The organism is Candidatus Protofrankia datiscae (assembly GCF_000177615.2).
GTDB lineage: Bacteria > Actinomycetota > Actinomycetes > Frankiales > Frankiaceae > Protofrankia > Protofrankia coriariae.
In genome coordinates, this window is record NC_015656.1 from 4,151,068 (window position 1) to 4,172,473 (window position 21,406).

16 protein-coding genes and 1 pseudogene are annotated in these 21,406 nt (G+C 71.4%); 8 read left to right on the forward strand and 9 right to left on the reverse strand.

The features are described from left to right. The first annotated feature begins 139 nt into the window (after window positions 1–139). Together FSYMDG_RS17370 and FSYMDG_RS17375 are read left to right on the forward strand one after the other, a co-directional pair. Complete coding sequence (locus FSYMDG_RS17370) at window positions 140–595, forward strand: helix-turn-helix domain-containing protein (protein WP_013874694.1); 456 nt, start codon at window positions 140–142, stop codon at window positions 593–595. A gap of 10 nt (window positions 596–605) precedes the next feature. Further along, window positions 606–1,079 carry a VOC family protein gene (locus FSYMDG_RS17375; RefSeq protein ID WP_013874695.1) on the forward strand — a complete coding sequence of 158 codons (474 nt, stop codon included), beginning with the start codon at window positions 606–608 and terminating at the stop codon, window positions 1,077–1,079. Here FSYMDG_RS17375 and FSYMDG_RS17380 read toward each other — a convergent pair. The 5 genes from FSYMDG_RS17380 to FSYMDG_RS17400 all read right to left on the reverse strand — a co-directional run bounded on the left by FSYMDG_RS17380 (window position 1,027) and on the right by FSYMDG_RS17400 (window position 6,393). Beyond that, window positions 1,027–2,412, reverse strand: coding sequence for an adenylosuccinate synthetase (locus FSYMDG_RS17380; protein ID WP_013874696.1), 1,386 nt, complete (start codon window positions 2,410–2,412; stop codon window positions 1,027–1,029). The two genes, FSYMDG_RS17375 and FSYMDG_RS17380, sit on opposite strands and share 53 nt — an antisense overlap. Before the next feature lie 35 nt (window positions 2,413–2,447). Further along, on the reverse strand, window positions 2,448–3,440 hold the full coding sequence (locus FSYMDG_RS17385; RefSeq protein ID WP_013874697.1) for a hypothetical protein: 993 nt from the start codon (window positions 3,438–3,440) through the stop codon (window positions 2,448–2,450). Between the two features lie 65 nt (window positions 3,441–3,505). Next, entirely contained in the window at window positions 3,506–4,717 is a 1,212-nt protein-coding gene (locus FSYMDG_RS17390; RefSeq protein ID WP_013874698.1) for a molecular chaperone DnaJ, read from the reverse strand. Further along, on the reverse strand, window positions 4,714–5,622 hold the full coding sequence (locus FSYMDG_RS17395; protein WP_013874699.1) for an NUDIX hydrolase: 909 nt from the start codon (window positions 5,620–5,622) through the stop codon (window positions 4,714–4,716). The genes FSYMDG_RS17390 and FSYMDG_RS17395 overlap by 4 nt, the downstream gene beginning before the upstream one ends. A 426-nt stretch (window positions 5,623–6,048) precedes the next feature. Further along, on the reverse strand, window positions 6,049–6,393 hold the full coding sequence (locus tag FSYMDG_RS17400) for a hypothetical protein (RefSeq protein ID WP_050803578.1): 345 nt from the start codon (window positions 6,391–6,393) through the stop codon (window positions 6,049–6,051). A gap of 254 nt (window positions 6,394–6,647) precedes the next feature. Here FSYMDG_RS17400 and tnpC point away from each other — a divergent pair, with 254 nt between their 5' ends. Next, window positions 6,648–8,084, forward strand: a complete 1,437-nt coding sequence (gene tnpC, locus FSYMDG_RS28745) for an IS66 family transposase (RefSeq protein WP_013872683.1) — start codon at window positions 6,648–6,650, stop codon at window positions 8,082–8,084. 33 nt (window positions 8,085–8,117) lie between these two features. Here tnpC and FSYMDG_RS28750 read toward each other — a convergent pair. After that, window positions 8,118–8,570, reverse strand: a pseudogene (locus FSYMDG_RS28750) (SDR family NAD(P)-dependent oxidoreductase); the annotation flags it as partial. 670 nt (window positions 8,571–9,240) lie between these two features. Between FSYMDG_RS28750 and FSYMDG_RS17410 the strand changes: the two are divergent. The 3 genes from FSYMDG_RS17410 (at window position 9,241) to FSYMDG_RS17420 (ending at window position 11,543) form a co-directional block, all read left to right on the forward strand. Beyond that, window positions 9,241–9,843: a PaaI family thioesterase gene (locus tag FSYMDG_RS17410; RefSeq protein WP_013874700.1), complete on the forward strand. Its 603-nt coding sequence runs from the start codon at window positions 9,241–9,243 to the stop codon at window positions 9,841–9,843. Window positions 9,844–9,955: 112 nt separating this feature from the next. After that, complete coding sequence (locus FSYMDG_RS17415; RefSeq protein WP_043603924.1) at window positions 9,956–10,312, forward strand: ArsR/SmtB family transcription factor; 357 nt, start codon at window positions 9,956–9,958, stop codon at window positions 10,310–10,312. Window positions 10,313–10,319: 7 nt separating this feature from the next. After that, complete coding sequence (locus tag FSYMDG_RS17420) at window positions 10,320–11,543, forward strand: hypothetical protein (RefSeq protein ID WP_013874702.1); 1,224 nt, start codon at window positions 10,320–10,322, stop codon at window positions 11,541–11,543. Window positions 11,544–11,609: 66 nt separating this feature from the next. On the opposite strand, the gene FSYMDG_RS17425 is transcribed toward FSYMDG_RS17420, so the two are convergent. Further along, the gene (locus FSYMDG_RS17425) at window positions 11,610–12,782 is read right to left on the reverse strand and encodes a substrate-binding domain-containing protein (RefSeq protein ID WP_013874703.1); all 1,173 of its coding nucleotides are present in this window, start codon (window positions 12,780–12,782) and stop codon (window positions 11,610–11,612) included. A gap of 345 nt (window positions 12,783–13,127) precedes the next feature. On the opposite strand from FSYMDG_RS17425, the gene pstS reads away from it, so the two are divergent. After that, entirely contained in the window at window positions 13,128–14,234 is a 1,107-nt protein-coding gene (gene pstS, locus FSYMDG_RS17430) for a phosphate ABC transporter substrate-binding protein PstS (protein ID WP_157491040.1), read from the forward strand. 125 nt (window positions 14,235–14,359) lie between these two features. Here pstS and FSYMDG_RS17435 read toward each other — a convergent pair whose 3' ends face one another. After that, the gene (locus FSYMDG_RS17435; protein ID WP_371390134.1) at window positions 14,360–14,572 is read right to left on the reverse strand and encodes a hypothetical protein; all 213 of its coding nucleotides are present in this window, start codon (window positions 14,570–14,572) and stop codon (window positions 14,360–14,362) included. A 101-nt stretch (window positions 14,573–14,673) separates the two neighbouring features. Then, window positions 14,674–17,160, reverse strand: a complete 2,487-nt coding sequence (locus FSYMDG_RS17440; protein ID WP_013874706.1) for a SpoIIE family protein phosphatase — start codon at window positions 17,158–17,160, stop codon at window positions 14,674–14,676. A 162-nt stretch (window positions 17,161–17,322) separates the two neighbouring features. On the opposite strand from FSYMDG_RS17440, the gene hrpA reads away from it, so the two are divergent. Beyond that, window positions 17,323–21,384, forward strand: a complete 4,062-nt coding sequence (gene hrpA / locus FSYMDG_RS17445; protein WP_013874707.1) for an ATP-dependent RNA helicase HrpA — start codon at window positions 17,323–17,325, stop codon at window positions 21,382–21,384. Window positions 21,385–21,406: the final 22 nt, after the last annotated feature.

Genomic DNA, 21,406 nt, shown 5'->3' on the forward strand with positions numbered 1-21,406 from the left:
TCTGTAATAGTTGTCCGTAACGCATAAATCACCACGGGTGGCCGGCTGCCAGACGGCTGGCAGACGGCTGGCAGACGGCGGTAGAGTACTGACGTGCGGCGACCCGTGAACGGTGGAAGCCGGTGAACGGCGGCGGTCGGTGAACCGGGCGGTCGAGGAGAACAACCGTCGGCTGCTGCGGGCCCGGGACGCCATGGACCGCGACTACGCGAAACCGCTCGACATCCCCACCCTGGCGGGGATCGCGTTCGTCTCGCCGGCGCATTTCATCCGGGCTTTCCGCGGCGCCTTCGGCGAGACGCCACACCGCTACCTGCAGCGACGCCGGGTCGAGCGGGCGATGGCGCTGCTGCGGGAGACCGACCGCAGCGTGACCGACATCTGCTTCGACGTCGGCTTCACCAGCCTCGGCACCTTCAGTCGGACGTTCCACGCCGTCGTCGGCGAGTCACCGTCCTCGTACCGGCGGCGGACGAGGGCGGCGCCGGCCCCGCCACCAGTACCGACCTGTTTCGGAATGGCGTGGCTGCGACCGAGCAGCCTCGGAGAACGACCGAGCAGTTTCGGAGAAGCGGACCGGGGCGGACCTCCGTAGCGTTGCCGGCATGTTCAACGCCATCACACACTCGTCCGTCTACGTTCTCGACCAGGACCAGGCGGTGGACTTCTACGTCGGCAAGCTCGGCCTGGAGATCACCTCCGATGTGGATCTCGGTTTCATGCGCTGGCTGACGGTCAGCGTCCCCGGCCACCCCGAGCGTGAGATCCTGCTGGAGAAGCCCGGCCCGCCGGCCATGAGCGAGCAGACCGCCGCCCAGGTCCGCGAGCTGGTGACCAAGGGCGCGATGGGCCTCGGTTTCATCCTGCGCACCGACGACTGTCGCAGGACCTACGAGGAGCTCAGGGCCCGCGGCGTCGAGTTCACCCAGGAGCCGACCGAGCAGCCCTACGGCATCGACTGCGGGCTGCGCGACCCCTTCGGCAACCATCTCCGCATCGGGCAGCCGGCCGCCCAGCCCGCTGAGATCACCGACGAGGTGCGCAAGCGCTGGCAGGCAGAGGCGCCGGCAAACCGCTGACACCGGATGTGACACCGGTCTTGTCGCGGCTGCGCGGCCCGTGGGAGAGCAGGGTCACCGGGGCGCCGAGTGCCTCCCCCACCAGCCCGGGCCAGGCGGCGGCGTCCGGGACGGGCTCGAGGACGGGCCGCGCCCGTGCCAGCCGGCTGGTCAGCCTCGCCTGGCCCACCAGGTCGCCGGGCGGCCGCGGCGTCAGCCGGCTGACGGGCACACCGTCGATCTCGTAGGCGCGGCAGATGGCGAGACGCCGCCGGGCGGCCACGTCGAGGCGTGCGGCCACGTCAAGGTGGGTCAGCGCGACCGCGTCCACCCCGCCGGCGACGTCGACGGCGTACCGGTGCGCCACCGCGTCGAAGTGGCCCACCCGGAAGGCGCCCTGCCAGGGGCCGGTGCCGTTGTGGACGTCGGGCAGCGCGGCGGCCAGCTCCGCGTCCTCGGTGACCAGGGGGCCGGCGCCGTGCCGGGTGGTGTAGGCGCGCACCACCCCCAGCCGCAGCGCCTCCCCCGCCATCCCCGCGTCCGCGAGCAGCTTGTCCGCGTTCGCGGGGGTGGTCGTCGACCAGGTGGTGTAGGGATGAAAACCGTGCCACTCGTCGAGGAGCACACCCTGTGCTCCCTCGAACACCACCGGCCCGGCGCGCAGCAGCCTGCCGACGTACCCGTCGTCCACGAGCTCGACGGCGTCGGCGAAGGTGTGGAAGGCCGCCACGCAGTCGTCGACCGCGGGCGCGGCCACGGCCGGCGGGCCCAGCTCGTCGGCCAGCCGGTCACGCAACGTTGTCAGGATGCGGCGTAGCCGGGCGGGGGCGAGGCAGTCCCCGGCCCGGGGGCTGTCCTCGGGATGGGTCAGGGCGTAGGCGGCGGTCTCGCCGATGCCCATGCCGCACGAGCCGTGCCGGGCCGGCACCCGCGCCCGCTCGCGGGCCCGGTTCGCCGCCACGTGGTAAGGGGTGGTGAGCAGGGCGTCCCGGTGGACGGTCAGCCGGGTGAGCGGGCCGGGCACCCCGACCGCCTCGAGATGATCGGCCTCGGCGGCCAGCGCGAGCGGGTCGACGAGCATGTGGCGGGAGAGATGGGTGGCGGTACCCGCGGTGAACGCCCCCGAGCCGATCTGCGCGAAGGTGTGGTGCCGGCCGTCGTCGGTGACCACGTTGTGGGCGGCCTGGGCACCGCCGTTGAAACGGATCACCGCGTGTACCGGCCGGCCCCGCGCGGCCGCCCGCGCGCACAGATGGTCGACGACCGTTCCCTTGCCGGCGTCACCGAACCCGAGGTCGACGACGATGACATGGCGGTGTGGGACGTGGCGGTGTGGGACGTGGCGGTGCGGCACGGCGACGTTCCTCCCTCCATCTCGCGGTGGGCGCCCTACAGCCGGGTGATCCCCTTCGGGTCGTCGTCGAGGCCCGGCAGGCCGTCGGAGACGACCACCGTCCCGCGGTCCCGCGCGTATGCGGTGAGCGCCTTGCCGACGGCGTCGACAGGTGCGTCGCCGCCGGTCTCGCGCAGGTGTCCCAGGCCCTCGTCCAGGTCGATGGCGTCCTCGGCCAGGCCGATGGTGAGCGCGATCGTCTCGCACACGGCGTCGAGGTCGTCCAGTTCGATGACGTTCTGTCCCAGCAGGGCGCGCCAGGCGGCGAGCACCTCGGTGTCCCCGGCGTGCGAGGCTCCCTGCGGGAGGATGTAGTACACCTCGTAGCTGCGCTGCGCCTCGGCGACGATGTGCTCGACCGGAATGTCCTCGGACAGCTCGTCGCCGATGACCGCGGCGACCTCCCGGCGCTTGACCCGCCGGTAGGGCATCTCGTCACCGATGAGGAAAAGATAGCCGCGCTTGCCACGCCTGTCGTAGCAGTCGATCGAGGTGTGGCGGGCCATGAAGTACAGGGCCAGTTCGTAGGATTCGGTTTTCTGCCCGCCGCCACCGCTTTCGATGAAGATGTTGCCGAGATGGTCGTCCATCCGGTTGTCGGACTCGAACTGGCCGATCTGCAGGGGCACCCGGTCGCAGGTGGCGGCGCCGACCGCGCCGAAGAGAATCTGCGGGTCGTCGACGTATCCCTTGCGGATGAGCAGGCCGAGCAGGTCGGGCAGCTTGCTCTGCAGGGTGCGCGGCACCCTCCCCATCGAGCCGGTCACGTCGAACAGGACGCCGATGGCCAGCGAGGTCGGGTGCTCGTCGCTGTCGCGGCTCTCGCGCGTCCCGACGCCGTGCGGGTCGAGGCCGGGGTGGGCTTTCCAGCTGTCGCGTGAGCTGCTGTGACGGACGCTGTCGCTGTAGTGGAACGCGCTGCGGCCACTATGCTTCCGGTAGCTCGCGGCCGCGGCGTAGACGTCGGTGGACCAGGCTCCACTGCCCATGGGATTCCTCCGGTTCGTGTTCGAGTGCGGATTCGAGACTGTTGCTGGGCCTGTGACCGGCGATTTCAGGGAGGCCCGTCGGTGTCGTGGGGTGCGGCCGGGACATGCAGCGGCCGGAAGCGGCGCGGGCCGTAGAGCCGTTCCAGCAGTTCGTCGAACTCGCCGAGCAGACGCCAGGCGTCGCGCGGCCGACGGGACATGGCGGGCAGGGTGCACCCGCGGGCGAACCGCAGGATCGGGCGGGGGACGTCGTCACGCAGCAGGTACGTCATGCATTTCGTCGCCAGGTGGATGTCGGTGGCCGCGCTCGGTGGCTGCCGGGCCGCGACCTCCGGCGGGTACATGTCGGCGAAGCGGTCCACCATCGCCGGCACATGCCCAGCCGGGCCACTGGCACCACCCGGGCCGTCCAGGGCGGTGATGACCGAGTAGCACCAGTCGACGAGTACCAGGCCGTGGTCGTCCGGGTGGACGAGCACATGGTCGGGCACGACGGCGCCGTGCACGACCCCGGCCTGGTGGGCGTACCCGAGGGCGACGAGCAGCCGCCGCCACATCCACGCGACGTCGCGGGCGTCGAGCCCGTCCGGGCACACGGCACGCAGTTCGGCCAGCGAGCGGAAGCCGTGGGCGCGCTCGATGACGTTCACCCGGCGTAACTCGCCGCCGACGCTGTCGCGGTGCCGGAAGGTCTCGACGAGACGGGGGACGTAGGCGGCGAACCGTTTCTCCCCCCTGCCGGCCAGCTGTCGCAGCGCCGCGGCCTCGCGTTCCATCAGGTCGTTGTCGGTGGCCGACCGCGGGATCTTCAACAGCGCGCCGGCCACCGCGCCATCGCCGCCGCCGGTACCGCCAGCACCGCCAGCCGTGTACGTGACCTCACTCAGGGTGGCGATATCACCGCGGGTATACACCCCACCGACCGTGTAGACATGATTGCCAGTGGTGACGACAGCCCGGCCGCTCGCCGCCCCACCGGCGATCTCCTGCTGGTACCGCTCCCACAGGCGGCCCAGCCGGGTGAAGGCGGCCTGGGCGTCCAGCCGCCGGTCGGCCGGGACCGCGTCGGGATGGACCATGCGGGCCAGCCGCCGGTAGGCGCGGCGGGCGGCGCGTAAGTCCGTCCCCGAGGCCTCCCCGCCCCGCCCGAACAGCGCTGACGGGCCGCTGGCACGCAGGATGAGCCGCACGGCTTCGTCGATCGTGGTCGGGATGGGCGGCGGCAGCGAGCCTGGCGCGCCCGACGGCCGGACCGAGCCCGTGAAGTCCGCTGTCATGCGTCCCGCTCCCGGGTGGGGCGCAGCAGCGCGGGGTGCAGCAGGCCGGCGGTACCGGCACGGTAGAGCCGAGCGCGACGTCCACCCCGGGCACCGCCGTGGGCGGTGGTGGCGCCGGTGTCCTCGACGAAACCGGGCACGGACAGCACCTTCCGGTGGAAGTTCCCGGGATGCAGGGGCCGCCCCCACACGGCCTCGTAGACCTCTCGCAGTTCGGTGATGGTGAACCGCTCACCGGCGAACGCGGTCGCCAACGGCGTGTACTCGAGTTTGGCGCGGGCTCGCTCAAGGCCGTCGGCGAGGATGCGGGTGTGGTCGAACGCCAGTTCGGGCGGGTCGATCACGGCGGCCGCGTCGACCGGGACCCAGGCGGCCGCGCGGGCGTCCCCACCCGCGGTGGGATCGGGCAGGTCCGGCGCGAAGGCCAGGTAGGCGACGGAGACGACGCGCATACGCGGGTCACGCCCGGGCGTGCCGTAGGTGCCGAGCTGCTCGAGGTGAACCCGTCCCAGGTCGTGCGGGACGGTGGCGGTGGCGGTGGCATCCGACGCGGCGAGCCCGGTCTCCTCCGCCAGTTCGCGGACGGCGGCCTGCGGCAGGTCCTCCTCGTGCCGGGTGCCGTCCGCGGCGGTGTGGGCACGGACGAAACCGCCGGGCAGGGACCAACGGCCCGCGTACGGCATCTCCCCGCGACGCACCAGCAGGACGTGCAGAGCGTGCCGGCCCAGCGGACCATCGGCCCCCAGGGCACCCGACCTGTCACGAATCGTAAAAGCGACCACGTCGACGGTGACCGCGATCGGGTCGTAGGCCCGCGGATCGTACGAGGCAAGCTGGCTCCGCTCCGCCGCTGGGACCTCCCGCTCCGCCCGCACCGACGGGCCCCTGGACTCCACCACCCCCATCGACCGCTCCTCTCCGGACGCCCGGCATCCCACACAGGTTTTTCTCATCTAGAGAATTTCTCGATTCGAGAAGAACGTACTGGACGCCGGCACGGGGCGCAAGAGGGCAAACCAGGGAAGAGTGAGCATCCGGGACGCGGGCCGGCGATCATCCGCGGACGAGCGGTACCGGCGAGCAGGCCGGAGATGAGCGGCCAGTCGTCCGCGGGCGGGTACCTGCCGGGCCGGGGAGGCCGGGCGGGCCGGGCGGCAGCGTCCCGGGCCAGGCCACGGCGTCGGCTCTGATCCGCGGCATCCCCATCAGGGCCGGCGAGAACCGGGAAAGCCAGACCGGAGGCAGCGCGAGAAATTACTGCCGCGCTGCCTCCGGCCGACCGGCGAAGCTGTTCTGTGCGGAAACGGTGTTAACGATGTCCCGTTTGGGGATCAGGTGGCGGAAGCGAGCTGGAAACGGACTCCGGTGAGTTCTTCGGAGAGACTCCAGAGGCGTTCCGCGGTGGCACTGTCCAGGGCGCCTTTGACAGGCTGGACGACCGTGGGAGAGCCCTTGGCCGCGCCACGTACCACGGGGCCGATGAACCGACCGCTTTTGGCGTCCGGATGGGTGGCCGCGTACAACTGGTTCAACGCTCCGGTCTCGGCGTCCGTGGCGAGGAATCTGTTGGTGAGTTTCAGTGTCCGATTGAGCAGACCGGTCGGCCCGGTGGACTGCAGGTTCGTGGCCGCATAACCCGGATGGGACAGGAGGCTTCGTACCGACGCCCTGCCCACCCGCAGCCGGCGGTCCAGTTCCAGGCCGAAGAGAATGTTGGCGAATTTCGACTGGGCATAGAACGTGAACGGCAGGTACCGGCGTCCGCCGTCGAGGTTGTCCCAGTGGATGGAGCCGTATCGGTGCAGGGCGGGTAACTGGTCAGGTCTGGTAGATCGTTTGTTTTTGGTTTCCCGGCTGGCTGGGACTCCTCGATGGCCTGAAGGCCCGGGTCGTTGGTGCTGTGTGGTTGATCGGGCCGTAGGGTCCGGGTGTGTCGGATGGTCCGCCCGCGTCGCCGCCGGTGCCGTCGTATGACGAGCTCGCGGCGCTGGTGGTGAGTCTGCGGGCGCAGCTGGTCGAGACCGCTGCGGCGTTGGAACAGGCGCGGGTGCGGATCGCCGAGCTGGAAGCTCAGGTCGCGAAGAACTCGCGGAACTCGGCGAAGCCACCGAGTTCGGACGGGCTGGCGAAACCGCCACCGAAGTCGCTGCGGAAGAAGACCGGCCGCAGGCCCGGTGGGCAGGGCGGGCATCCGGGATCGACGCTGCGGATGCTCGCTGAGCCTGATGTGCGCCTGCGGCATGAGCCGGGGCCGTGTGCGGGGTGCGGGGCGGGGCTTGCGGGCCGGCCTGTGACCCGGACCGAACGGCGGCAGGTGTTCGACCTGCCCGAACTACGTCCGCATGTGGTCGAACATCAGCTCATCGAGCGGGAGTGCGGCTGCGGGACGCGGACGAAGGCGGCGGCACCGGCCGGGGTGGACGCGCCGGTGCAGTACGGGCCGCGGGTGGCCGCGGCGGTGGTCTACCTGTATTCCGGTCAGTTCCTGTCGCAGGAGCGGACCGCGACCGCGCTGGCCGAGCTGGTTGGGATCCCGATCTCGGCGGGCACGGTCGGTGCGATGACCGCCCGTGCCGCCGCCGGACTCGACGGCTTCCGTGACACCGTCCGGGGTCTGCTGGCCGCCGCCGACGTGATCGGGGCCGATGAGACGGGGCTGCGGGTCGCCGGGAAACTGCACTGGGTGCACTGCGCCCGCACCGACAAGTACACGCTGATCGACTGCCATGCCACCCGCGGCAGCGGCGGGATCGACGCCCTCGGGGTGCTTCCCGCCTTCGGTGGGGTGGTGGTCCACGACGCCTGGGCCCCCTACGACAGCTACACCGGCGCCACCCACCAGCTGTGCGTCGCTCACGTGCTGCGCGAACTACAGGCCGTCGTCGACGCGGCCCCGACGGGAACCTGGTGCTGGGCCGCCCAGGCAGGCGACGCGCTCGTCGCCCTGCACCGCCTCGCCGTCGACGCCGCCACTACCGGCGTCACCATCGACGAGCAGGCACCGGCCACCCAGACCCGGCAGCTGCGCCACGCCGCTCACATCGGGATCAGCCAGACCTCGCCGCGCGGCACGAAACTCATGGCCGCCCGCCATGCCCTGGCCTGCCGGCTCGTCGACCGCGAAGCCGACTACCTTCGGTTCACCCGCGACTGGCGGGTTCCCGCGGACAACAACGGCTCCGAACGCGACATCCGCATGATCAAACTACGGCAGAAGGTATCCGGCTGCCTACGCACGCTCACCGGCGCCCGCCAGTTCTGCGCGATCCGCAGCTACCTGTCCACCGCCACCAAACACAGCATCAGCCTGTTCGACGCTCTCGTCCAACTTGCCGAGGGCCGTCCCTGGATGCCCGCGATCAGCTAACTCAAGATCAAAAACTACCTGACTAGTTACCAGGGCGGAACTGACCGTCACGACACGCCCGTTCCCGCTGGCCGTCAGGGTGTCCAGGAGCAGCCCGGTGAGCGCGAAGTGCCCGAGGTGGTTGACACCGAACTGCAGCTCGAAGCCCTGCGCGGTGAGTGACCGCGGCGGCATCATGATCCCCGCGTTGTTGACCAGTACGTCGACGCGCGTCCCGTCCGCGATGACGCCCTTGGCAAAGGCGCTGACCGAATCCAGGTCCGAAAGGTCGAGACGGCGTACCTCCAGACGCGCCTCCGGCTGCTCCGCGCGCAGTTTCTCCACCGCCTGGGCGCCCCTGGCCTCGTCGCGCACGGCCAGGATGACATGTGCGCCGCGGCGGGCCAACTCACGGGTGGTCACGTAACCGAGCCCGCTGTTGGCTCCGGTCACGATGAAGGTCCGGCCGCTCTGGTCGGGAATGTCGTCGGCGGTCCAACGGTCCATGACTATTCCACGCTCCGGTGTTCTCGTTTAATGATCTACCTGTACTTGTACCGGCTGCCGAGAGGTCGGGCACTGCCAACCCAACAACAGTTCGCTCCCAGCGGGAACCAAACGCACCAGAGAAATCGATGTTGTATTGCGGCCCACATTCAGGACCCGACAATCGACGAAGAAGCGGGTTCGCCGGCGGCGGAAGCCGACCCGTCGCGGCCGACCGTGGAGACGCTGACGAAGATCGAAAATTCGGCGCGCCCGATGGGAGCAGATACGGGATCAAGAACGCGTAGAGACTACTCCTGGTGATCGGGCAGCGTCCGCGAGACGCCACCCGGACAACAATCCGGCACCAGCCGTCCCATACGGCCTGCGCGGGGCGGCTCCGCCCCCGCGGCTTGCGGACGAGGATGCTCGCGTCTTCGAGCACGGGCAGTGACGTGCCGGCAGGCAGCTCTCTTCCGGTCTCCTCTGGTCTCTTCCGGACGACGCGGGGGTGAATTCCCCGTCAATTCCGTGAAAGAACCCGGCGAACCGTGGCCGGCCGCCACCGGTGCCCGCCCCACCGCCCATCCGGGCCCGCGTTCGGCCGATAGTGCCGCGCGATTCCTGGTAACCTGCTCACCGGCGTCAACCAGAAAAGGCGACCAGGGTGACGGGAACGGGAGATTTCAGGATGCCAACCGCCGACACCGCCGGTGACGTACCCGTCGATATCGATATCCCCCGCCCGCCGGGGGAGTTTCCGACCGACGAGCATCCCGGTGAGGCGGTCGAGGTCCCCTGGTCGGCGGTGGCGGACTACCGCTGTTTCGGCTGCTCGCCACACAACGAGCAGGGCCTGCAGCTACGGCTGCGGACCCATCCGGAGGGGATACAGGCCCGCTTCCGTTTCGGGCGGGCCCACGAGTCGTACCCGGGGGTCGTGCACGGCGGCCTGACCGGGGTGGTGTGCGACGAGGTCATGGGCAACCTGATCGTGCTGCGGACCGGTCTGACGGCGTTCACCACCACCATGAAGGTGCGCTACATCCTGCCGTTGCTCGTCGGGACGACCTACGACTGCGTGGCCCGGATCCGCGCCGAGGACGAGGGCAGGCCCGCTCGCCGGCTCGTCCACGCCAGCGCCGAAATCCTCAGCCTGAACGGCGACGCGATGGCCACGGCCACGGCCAGCTACCAACTGGTCAGCATCCAGGCGGCGCGCCGGCACCTCGCCCTCGACGACGCCGACACCGAGCGGCTGCGTGCCGTCATGTCCGAGCACCGGAACGGATAGTCACCGCGGCCGATGAATCCGGCGCGGGTGAAGGCGTCCGGCAGTACACTTGCAAAGTTCTTCAATTTCAGCAATGGATGCTGGCGCGGTGGACGGGCTTGAAGGGAGTCCGGTGGGGGTACAGGTTCCGCTCTACCAGGCGAAAGCAGAGTTCTTCCGCATGCTGGGGCATCCGGTACGGATCCGGGTGCTCGAGCTGCTGGCGGACGGGCCGACTCCGGTGCGTCAACTGCTGGCGGCCATCGAGGTGGAGCCGTCGAACCTCTCCCAGCAACTGGCGGTGCTGCGCAGATCCGGGATCGTGACCGCGACCCGGGACGGCTCGACGGTGGTGTACGCGCTGGCCGGCGGTGACGTGGCCGAACTGATGCGGGCCGCGCGGCGGATCCTCACCGAGATGCTGACCGGGCGTGAGGAACTGCTGGCAGAGCTACGCGAGGCCGAGGCGAGCTCCGCCCTACCACGATGATCACAACATGCTGACCCCCGGCCTGCCCGGGGCCAATCCGGCGTACAGCATCCAGATCCGTGTGCCGTCCCGGGCGCTGACCCTGGTCCAGGGGATCATCGCCGACGCGCCGGGGGCCGTCACCTGCCAGGCGGACGAAGCGGGCAGCGGCGAGATACACCACATCACCCTGGACGCCGACAGCACGGACACCCTGACCTGGCTGGGCAGCGTCCTGCAGCACCGCCTGGGCACCGACCTGCTGCACAGCGAGGACCTCGTCTTCCTCGCCGCGTCCACCGGCAAGCTCGCCCAGCGGGTCTGCGCGGTCACCGCCACCGGCCACGACGTCGCGCTGCTGGACGCCGACGCGGACCGCCGCGTGATCACCCACCTGGCCGAGCACCCCCTGCACACCGACCGCTACACCGGGCGGTCACGTAGGGTCGCCCTGGTGACCGACGCCAGCGCCGTGCTCGACTTCGAGCCGTTGCGGGCCGAAACCGCCCTGCCCGCGGTGGAGTCCCAGGCGGTCCACCTGCACCGGGCCACCGGTCTCGACGTCTTCCCGCTGCCCATCGCCGCCCACGGCCCGGACGACCTCGCCGCGGCCGTGCGCATGCTCGCCCCCGGCTTCGCGGCCACCATCCTGGTCCACACCCACATCCAGCATGTGCATGCCGCCCGCGCCGCGCTCGACACCGTCCCCCATCTGCTGTTGGACAGCGTCAACGACGGCCTCGCCGTCGCCGCCACCGCCGCGGCCGTCAACGCGCTGCGGCTGCGTTCCATCGACCCGCGCCGGGCCCGGGTCGTCCTGGTGGATCCGGGCCGCGGCGGGGATCTGTCCGGCCTGCTGATCGCCGCCGGTATCGGTGACCTCACCTTCTACGACCCGGTGCCCTACGGCACCGCCCCGCTGCACCAGCTCGCCGACGGCATCGATCTGATCATCGACCTGATCGGGCTGATGGCCCCGCCGCCGGGCGTCCCGCTGCTGCGGACCCGCCCCGAGACCCCGCCGCCGCTCGCCGCCGCCACGACCGCTCCCCGCCCGCTGCACGCCCTTCCCGGCCTGCTCACCGCGGCGATCACCACCCAGCGCCGGATCACCCCGGCGGCCCGCCTGGCCGCGGTGGAGGCGCTGGCCGCGCACGCCCGGGCCGGGGAGCTGCTGCCGCCGCTGGACCATCCGGACCTCACGCCGGCCGTGGCCGCCGCCGCCGCCCGCGCCCTGACCGAGACCGGGTAACCGACGTCCGCCGCGGCCGCCGGACACGCGCCGACGATACGTGCCGGCCACGCGCCGGCGATCCGGTCACCGAACGGGTGCCGGCAGGGAGTTCCAGACCTGGGTGAGCCGGCTGAGGGTGGCGGCGCCCGTTGCCGGCAGGAGGTCGCTGACGCCGTCCGCCCGCAGCCCGTTGGCGGGGACGAACGGGGCGCCCTCGGCTCCCAGGCCCGAGCGGAACGCCTGGCTGACCAGCCACGTCTGCGAGTCCGGCTCACGCAGGAAACGCAGGAAACCCGCGGCGGCCGCACGCCGCCCCGCCGCGGTGCCCGCCGGATACAGCGGCAGGTACGGATAGTCGGACACGGGTGTTCCGTCCGCGGGGTAGACGGCGGTCAGCGGGACGGCCGGCCCGCCCTGGTTGTGCCGCCAGACCTCCTGTTCGCTCATGACGAACATCGGCCCGGCGCCCGCCCGCGCCCCGCCGACCCGTGAGCGCAACTTCCGCAGGACGTTCACCACCGATGGCTGGTCCACCGCGGCGGCGGGCAGATAGTCCTCCTGGCCGAGGCCGCGGGCGGCGCCCGTCCAGGCGATGAGCGCCTGGAGCGCGGAGGTGGACCGGGCCGGGTCGGCCATCTCCACGCGCACCGGGCCCCACCTCGGCTGCCCGAGGGCGCTCCAGCCCTGGTCCGCGCTCAGCACGCGCAGCACGTCGGCCCAGGTGGGTGGGTGCTCCGCCCAGTGCAGGGCGTCGACCATGGGGGCGGGCAGCGCGAGGACCAGCGGCGAGTAGGCCAGCGGCGGCCCGGTAGGCGCGGCGGTACCACCGGCTTCGCCGTCCGGCCGAACGGTCGCCGACCCGCTGCTGCCGAACAGGCGTGACCACAGCGAGCTGTCGGGAATCCACACGTCCGGACGGTCCCCGTACCGTGCGGTGTCCCACCCACCGGCCAGGGCCTCGACCACGGCCGCGGGCTCCTGTGCCTGGACCCGGATGGCCGTGCACCCCCGGCCCGGGCCGTCTGTGTAGCGGGCGGCCAGGGTGGAGACGGCGTCGGCGATGTCGGTGGCCGCGACCACGAGCAGCTGATCCGCCGGGCACGTCACGCCGACCGGTGTCTGTCGCAGGTTGCCCACCAGCAGAGCGCCCAGAGCCGCCAGCGCGGTGAGCAGCGGGACGGTCAGTATCCGATACGAAAGCCGACCAGCCCACTGATGGGCGTGCTGACGAGCGTGGCGGGCCTGGTCGGGATGCATCTCGTGAGTACGGATCCCATGAGTACGGTGAACGGATCGGACGCGGTGGGATGATGTGCGCCGCATGCCGCGAACAATAACGACATCGCCGACCGGCCCCGCGCCGGCCGCCTGTGTCCCACCGCCCTTCGTCCGCGTTCACTTCCAATTCGCCGGCCGTCCACACGGAGCACGATGTCACGTTTCCGGGCCACTGCGACCATCCGCATTCGCGTGTTCCAGATACACGAGAATGCAGGTCGGGGGGCGGACGTGTTCACAACGCGGTGCACGCGGCCACGACGGGTGGCGCACGGCCGGTCCTCGCCCGGTCCGCGGCTGACACCCGGGCGGCTGGTGCCACGGGTGGTGGCCGTCCGGCTGCTCGTCACCGTGTTCTGCCTGACTCTGGCGGCCTGTACGGCGCAGAGACCGGACCGTGCCGCCGGGACAAGCCCGGATCCGCAGTGTGCCGCGGGTAAGCTGACCGGCGCGGGCGCCACCTTCCAGCAGAACCTGCAGGCCCGGTGGATCAGTGACTTCACCATCCGCTGCCATGACGCCCATGTGACGTACGAGTCCATCGGATCGGGCGCGGGTATTCAACGCTTCATCGACGGCAGCGTGGACTTCGCCGGTTCCGACGCCATTCTGACAGAACAGGAACAACAGGCCGCCAACAAACGCTGTACCCCACCGGTCGGAGCCGGATCGGCCCCGACCGGGCAGGCTTTACACATTCCCGCCGTCGGCGGTGCCCTCGTGTTCATCTACAACCTGCCGGGTGTGTACTCCCTGCGGCTGTCGCCGGCGACGGCCGCGGGAATCTTCCAGGGCGGGATAACCACCTGGAACGACCCGCGGATAGCGGCGGACAACCCTGGCGGCGCCCTGCCCGCCCTACCGGTGCGTCCCGTACACCGCGAGGACTCCTCCGGATCGACCGATGTCTTCTCCCGGTACCTCAGCGCGGCGGCGGGAGCGTCCTGGCGCCTTGGGATCGGCAAGGAGCTGCCCTGGCCGGGCGGTTCCGCTGCCGCCACAGGCTCGGCCGCGGTGACGGCCAGCGTCATACACAACCCGGGCAGCATCACCTACGTGGAACTGTCCTTCGCCGCTGAGCAGGGGCTGCCGACGGCGGCGCTGCGGACCACGTCCGGCACATATGTCACGGCCAACGGCACCAGCGTCGCCGCGGCGCTGAGCTCGGCCGGCGCGGCAGCGGGACAGTCCGACCGCGGGGACCTGCGGCTCCCGATCGACTACACGCCGGACGACCCGCTCGCCTACCCGGCATCCGCGGTCACGTACACGATCGTCTGCGCGCGGGGGAACGGCAACGCCGAACTCCTGCGCAGCTACCTCGCCTACACCCTCGCCCAGGGGCAGCTGAGCACCCGGACGATCGGCTACGCTCCCCTGCCCGACCCGACCGTCTCCGTGGCCCGGCGGCTCGCGGCGAGTCTCGGCTGACGGGACCCGGCCGGGTCAGTAGCCCAGTTCGACGAGCGGCCGCAGCACAGGCCGGGCCGCCGCATCAGGATCGTCCCCCACCTCGGGCGGGAACACGCCGCCAGGCCACAGGGTCGCGAAACAAGTCACCTCCGCCCGGGACGCCGCGCCCACCGGTCGGGGTCGGCGCCGCCGAGCCAGCGGTCGATGTCGGAGCGCCACCAGACCCGGGTACCACCCCAGGTCGCGGTACGGTTCACCACCGCGGCCGGGGCGGGCGCACGCGGATCGGTCCGAAGCCGATGGTCGACGGCCTGACGGGTCACGCCCAGCGCGGCAGCGATGTCGGACGAACCCACGAGCTGCGGTGAATCGCACACGGAAACGGACGATAACCGCCGGACGGCCCGTGTGACAGAGCCCCGGGGGGAAGCCAGGACCACGGCCAGCCTACGGAGCGTCAAACCGGGGCGTCCCAGAAGCCGCCCCAGCTCGGCAGAGCCGTGTCGAACGAGCGCAGCGGCTGCTCGGCCCAGATGGTCTTGCCCCTGGGCGTGTACCTGGCGCCCCACCGCTGGGTGAACTGCGCCACCAGGAACAGCCCCCGACCGCCCTCGTCGGTGGTGCGGGAGTGCCGCAGGCGCGGCGAGGTGCTGCTGCCGTCGGAGACCTCACAGATCAGCGTGCGGTCCCGGATGAGACGCAGCCGGATCGGTTCGGTGGCGTAGCGGATCGCGTTCGTGACCAGTTCGCTGACGACGAGCTCGGTGGTGAGCACCTCCTCGCCGCACCCCCAGGCGACCAGCTGCCGGGCCGTGTGGGCACGGGCGAGCGCCACCACGGCCGGGTCCAGGGGCAGGTCCCAGGATGCGACCCGTTCCGCCCGCAGGGCGTGGGTGCGCGCAAGCAGGAAGGCGACGTCGTCCTCGGGGCGGTCGGGCAGCAGCTCCTTGATCACCCCGTCCCGGATCTCCTCCAGCGGGCGGTCCGCGCCGCCCAGCGCCATGCACAGCCGCCTGAGCCCGGCGTCGACGTCGTTGCCTCGGCCCTCGACCAGCCCGTCGGTATACAGGGCCAGCAGGCTGCCCTCCGCCAGTTCCAGCTCGGCGGACTCGAACGGCAGGCCGCCAAGGCCCAGCGGCGGGCCCGCCGGCAGGTCGAGGAAGTCCACCGTCCCACCGGGGCTGACGACCGCGGGCGGGGGATGGCCGGCCCTCGCCAGCGTGCAGCGCCGGCTGACCGGGTCGTACACCGCGAAGACGCAGGTGGCCCCCAGCACGGCGGTACTGATGTTGCCCGCGGCGCTCTCCTCCTCGTCGGCGAGCCGGATGACCAGATCATCCAGGTGCGCCAGCAGCTCGTCGGGGGGAAGATCGAGACCGGCCAGGGTGTGCACGGCGGTGCGCAACCGCCCCATGGTCGCCGCCGCGTGCAGCCCGTGGCCCACGACATCCCCGACGACCAGGCCCACCCGGGCACCCGACAACGGGATCACGTCGAACCAGTCCCCGCCCACGCCCGCGCTCTCGTCCGCGGGCCGGTAGTGCGACGCCACCTCCACGGCGGTCTGCCCGGGCAGGCTGTGCGGCAGCAGGCTGCGCTGCAGGGTCAGGGCCGCGGCGTGTTCCCGGGTGTAACGGCGGGCGTTGTCGACCCACACCGCGGCCCGGGAGGCGAACTCCTGCGCGATGAGCAGGTCGTCCTCGTCGAACGGATCCGGACGCACCCGCCGGACGAACGTGGCCACTCCCATGACAACACCCCGGGTCCGGATCGGAACCACCATCAGCGACCGGAAGCCGAACCGGCGGATCTTCGCCAGCCGGGGCCTGTCCAGCACGATCCACGGGTTCGTCGCGGCATCCAGCACCGGTTCCAGCACGGGCCTGCCGTCGGTCAGACAGCGGGCGGCGGGGAACGACGGCTGGACGACGTCCCCGGTCCTCGCGACCGACTCCGGGCATCCCGGGAGCACCGACTGTTGCCCCGCCCGCCGGATCCGGGACCTGCCGGTGACGGGCTGCGCCGGTTCCTCACCCCGCAGGACCGACTCCAGCAGATCGACGACGACGAAGTCGGCGAGGCGCGGCACCGCCACGTCCGCCAGGTCCTGGGTGATACGCATGACGTCGAGGCTGCTGCCGATCCGCGCGCTGGCGTCGTTGAGCAGAGCCAGCCGCTGCTGCGCCCGCCAGCGGTCGGTGACGTCGACGACGATGTAGCACACCCCCATGACCCGCCCGGCCGAGTCGTCCAGCCGGAAGAAGGAGGTGGAGTAGGCGTGCTCCCGATGGGGGTCGGCGACCGTCCGGCCGTGGTACTCGAAATTCATGATTGGCACTCCGGTCCGGAGCACCTCGCGCATCCGTTCCTCGATCTGCTCGGTGGGCAGGCCCGGCATCAGCTCACTCAGTCGCCGGCCGAGGCGGGCGTTGCGCGACACGCCGCCGGAACGCGCCAGCGCGTCGTTCAGCCACCTGTACCGCAGCTCCTCGTCCAGCAGGGCCATGCCGATCGGCGACTGGGCGAGCATGCCGCCCAGCATCAGCTGGTCCACCATCCACCAGGGCATCTGCGCGTCGTCGGAGGCGAGCACGAGCCAGCTCACGCCGTCGTCCGGGCCGAACATCGGACAGACCCGCGCGTAGAGGTTCATGCGGTGACCGTCCGCGTGCACGGTGGGCAGCCGCCCGCCCCAGCCGCCGTCGGCCCGGCACCGCTCGGCCTCGGCACGTACCGCCGTGCCGTCCACCGACCGGTGCAGCAGCGCGGTGGCCGGACGGCCGAGCACGTCCGCGGCGGCACGGCCGACCATCCGCTCGGCGGCCCGGCTCCACCGGACCACCGTGCCCAGCCGGTCGAGGACCACGCTGGCCACCGGCAGCGGCCCGAACGGATCGCCGCGGACAGTGACATCCGTCGCCCCGGGTGTCTCGGATACGTCCATCGCCGGACGTCCTACCCAGGCCGCCCCGCCTTATCTGCTCCCGCTGTGCGGGATAGTAGGTCATGACACCGGGAATGCCGGGGGGCGGCGGACGGCCGGCCTTCCGGCCGATGCTCGCGCCCCCTTGCCCACTCTCCGTACTCTGTTGGACGCTGTCTTCTGATGCCTCCGCTCGCTGAGCTGGCCGAACGCCTGCCCGATCTGATGGTTCGTGACCAGCGCCGCCTGCAACGCCGCGTCGACGGCGCGCGCAGGATACGCAACCCCCAGGCCCGCGCGGCGGTGGCCGCCGAGATCGCCGCCGACGTCGAGGCGGCGACGCTGCGCGTACAACGGCGGCTGGCGGCCGTGCCGCCGATCACCTATCCCCCGGACCTGCCGGTCAGCCAGCGCAGGGACGACATCCGCGCCGCGATCCGCGACCACCAGGTGGTGATCCTCGCCGGTGAGACCGGCTCCGGCAAGACAACGCAGCTGCCGAAGATCTGCCTGGAGCTCGGCCGGGGAGTACGCGGGCTGATCGGTCACACCCAGCCACGGCGCCTGGCCGCCCGCGCGGTCGCCGAACGCGTCGCCGAGGAGCTCGACGGCCCGGACGCCCGGCCGGGCGCGACCGTCGGCTACAAGGTGCGGTTCACCGACGAGGTCGGTGACAACAGCCTGATCAAACTGATGACGGACGGCATCCTGCTGGCCGAGATCCAGACCGACCGGCTGCTCTCCCAGTACGACACGCTGATCGTCGACGAGGCCCACGAACGCAGCCTCAACATCGACTTCATCCTGGGCTACCTGCGGCAGCTCCTGCCGCGCCGGCCCGACCTGAAGGTCGTCATCACCTCGGCGACGATCGACCCGCAGCGTTTCGCCCGCCACTTCGGGGACGCGCCGGTGATCGAGGTCACCGGCCGCACCTTCCCGGTGGAGGTCCGCTACCGGCCGCTGGTCGTGCCGGCCGGCATCGACGCCGGCGCCAGCCCCGGCACCGGCGACGGCGACGGCCCGGGTGCGATGATCGAGCGTGATCTGCCGGAAGCGATCACCTCCGCCGTGGACGAACTGTGCGCGGCCGGGCCCGGCGACATCCTGGTCTTTCTCAGCGGCGAACGGGAGATCCGGGACACCGCCGACGTCCTGGCGAAGAGGCAGCTGCCGAACACCGAGATCGTGCCGTTGTACGCGCGGCTGTCAGCCGCCGAACAGCACCGGGTGTTCCAGCCCCACTCCGGACGCCGGATCGTGCTCGCCACCAACGTCGCGGAGACGTCGCTGACCGTCCCGGGCATCAGGTACGTCGTCGACCCGGGCCTGGCCCGCGTCTCCCGCTACAGCAACCGGACGAAGGTGCAGCGGCTGCCGATCGAGGCGATCTCGCAGGCGTCCGCGAACCAGCGCAGGGGGCGCTGCGGGCGGGTCGCCGACGGGATCTGCATCCGGCTGTACTCCGAGGACGACTTCGACGCGCGCCCACGGTTCACCGACCCGGAGATCCTGCGTACCAACCTCGCCTCCGTCATCCTGCAGATGACCGCGCTGGGGCTGGGTGACATGGCGGACTTTCCCTTCATCGACCCGCCCGACTCGCGCAGCATCTCCGACGGTGTGCTCCTGCTACGGGAGCTCGGCGCCGTCGAGACGGCGAGCGCACCGGAACAATCGGGAAAGCCGGCGGCGCCGGACCGGGCCGGTGCGCGGATGCGGCTGACCCCGCTGGGGCGCAAACTGGCGCAGATTCCCCTCGACCCCCGGCTGGCCCGCATGGTGCTGGCGGCCGGCGACAACGGGTGCGTCCGCGAGGTCATGGTCATCGCGTCCGCGCTGTCCATCCAAGATCCGCGGGAGCGTCCCGTCGACGCGCAGCAGGCCGCCGCGGAGAAACACGGCCGCTTCACCGACCGGCAGTCCGACTTCCTCGCCTACCTCAACATGTGGGAATACCTGCGGGAACAGCAGGAGCAGCTGTCCGGCAACCAGTTCCGCAGGCTGTGCCGGGCCGACTTCCTGAACTACCTGCGGGTACGGGAGTGGCAGGACGTCCACGGCCAGCTGCGCCAGATCGTGAAAAGCCTCGGAATACCCGTCGGCAGCACCCCGGCCGACCCGCAGAACATCCACCTGGCGCTGCTCGCCGGCCTGCTGTCCCACATCGGTGTCAGGGACGCCGACAAGCAGGAGTACCAGGGGGCGCGGGGCTCCCGGTTCGCGGTCTTCCCGGGCTCCGCGCTGTTCCGGAAGCCGCCGCGCTGGCTGGTGGCCGCCGAACTCGTCGAGACGTCCCGGCTGTGGGCGCGGACCGTCGCGCGCATCGAACCGGAATGGGCCGAGGCACTCGCGCCGCACCTGGTGAAACGCACCTACAGCGAACCGCACTGGGAGAAGAAACAGGCCGCCGTGGTCGCCTTCGAGAAGGTGACCCTGTACGGGCTGCCGCTGGTGACCTCCCGCCGGGTGAACTACTCCGCGATCGACCCCGCCCTGTGCCGGGACCTGTTCATCCGCCACGCCCTGGTGGAGGGCGACTGGCAGACGCACCACGCGTTCTTCCACGACAACCGCAGGCTGCTCGACGACGTCGAGGAGCTTGAGCACCGGGCGCGCCGGCGCGACATCGTCGTCGACGACGACACCCTGTTCGACTTCTACGACCAGCGGCTCCCCGCCGACGTCGTCTCCGGCCGCCATTTCGACAGCTGGTGGAAGAAGGCCCGCCGCTCCCAGCCGGACCTGCTGGCGTTCTCCGCGTCCATGCTCGTCAGGGCCGGCGCGGACGGCGTCGACGAACGCGACTACCCCGACGCCTGGCGGCACGGGGAGCTCACGCTGGCGCTGTCCTACCAGTTCGCGCCCGGCACGGACGCCGACGGGGTGACCGTGCGCATCCCGCTGCCGCTGCTCAACCAGGTGAGCGCCGACGGTTTCGACTGGCAGGTGCCGGGCCTGCGGGCGGAGCTGGTGACCGCGCTGATCCGCTCGCTGCCCAAGCAGATCCGGCGCAGCTTCGTGCCGGCACCGGACTACGCCGCGCGGGTGCTGGCGGCGGTGACCCCGGCGGACGGGCCGCTGCTCGCCGTGCTGGAACGCGAACTCGACCGTCTCACCGGTGTGGCGGTGCCGCGGGAGTCCTGGCAGCTCGACCGGGTAGCCGACCATCTCAAGATCACATTTCGGGTGGTGGACGAGGAGCAGCGCACCCTCGCCGAAGGCAAGGACCTGGCCGCGCTCGTCGACCAGCTGGCCCCGACGATGCGCGCGGCGGTCTGCGCCGTGGCCGACGGCGTCGAGCGCGACGGCCTGCGAACCTGGGACTTCGACGCGCTCCCGCAGCTCGTGGAACGGCAGCATCCCGGCCCCGGCCGGCCGGCGCGGGCATACCCCGCGCTGCTGGACCAGGGGCGCAGCGTGGCGATCCGCGTGTTCGCCACCGAGGCCGAGGCACGCCAGGCCATGTGGCTGGGCACGCGGCGCCTGCTGCTGCTGAACATGCCGTCCCCGATCAAACAGATCAACGCGCGGCTGAGCAACACCGCCAAGCTGACGCTGAGCCATCATCCGTACCACGGCGTCGTCGAGCTGCTCGACGACTGCGTCGCCTGCGCCGCCGACAAGCTGATCGCGGCCGGCGGCGGGCCCGGGTGGGACGCCGACGGGTTCGCCAAACTGCGGGGCATCGTCCAGGCCGACCTGGACGAGACCGCGTTCGACGTGGTGACGAAGGTTGAGCGCATCCTCGCCACGGCGCACACCGTCTCCGGGCAGCTGGCCGACTGGCAGGCACGCGTGCAACCACAGCCGCAGCCGGGACGGTCGCGGGAGCCCGCCCGGCGGGCGGGGGCGAACGCCGGCCTCGCCGCGCTGGCACCGGCGCTGGACGACATCCGCTCCCAGCTCTCGGGGCTGGTCTATCCGGGTTTCGTCAGCGCCACCGGCTGGCAGCGGCTGCCCGACATCGCCCGCTACCTGGCCGCGATCGAACGGCGGCTGGAGAAGCTCCCGTCCGACCCGGACCGCGACCGGCAGCGCATGCTGCAGGTCGAGCAGGTGACGCTGGAGCACCAGCGGCTGCTCGACCGGACACCGCCGGACGGCCCGCACGGCGAGGAACTCCAGCGGATCCGCTGGATGATCGAGGAACTGCGCGTCGGCCTGTTCGCCCAGACCCTGCGCACCGCCTACCCGATATCAGCCGAACGCATCTTCCGCGCCCTGGACCAGCTACCCCTCTGAGCAGGAATTACCGTCCCTTCCG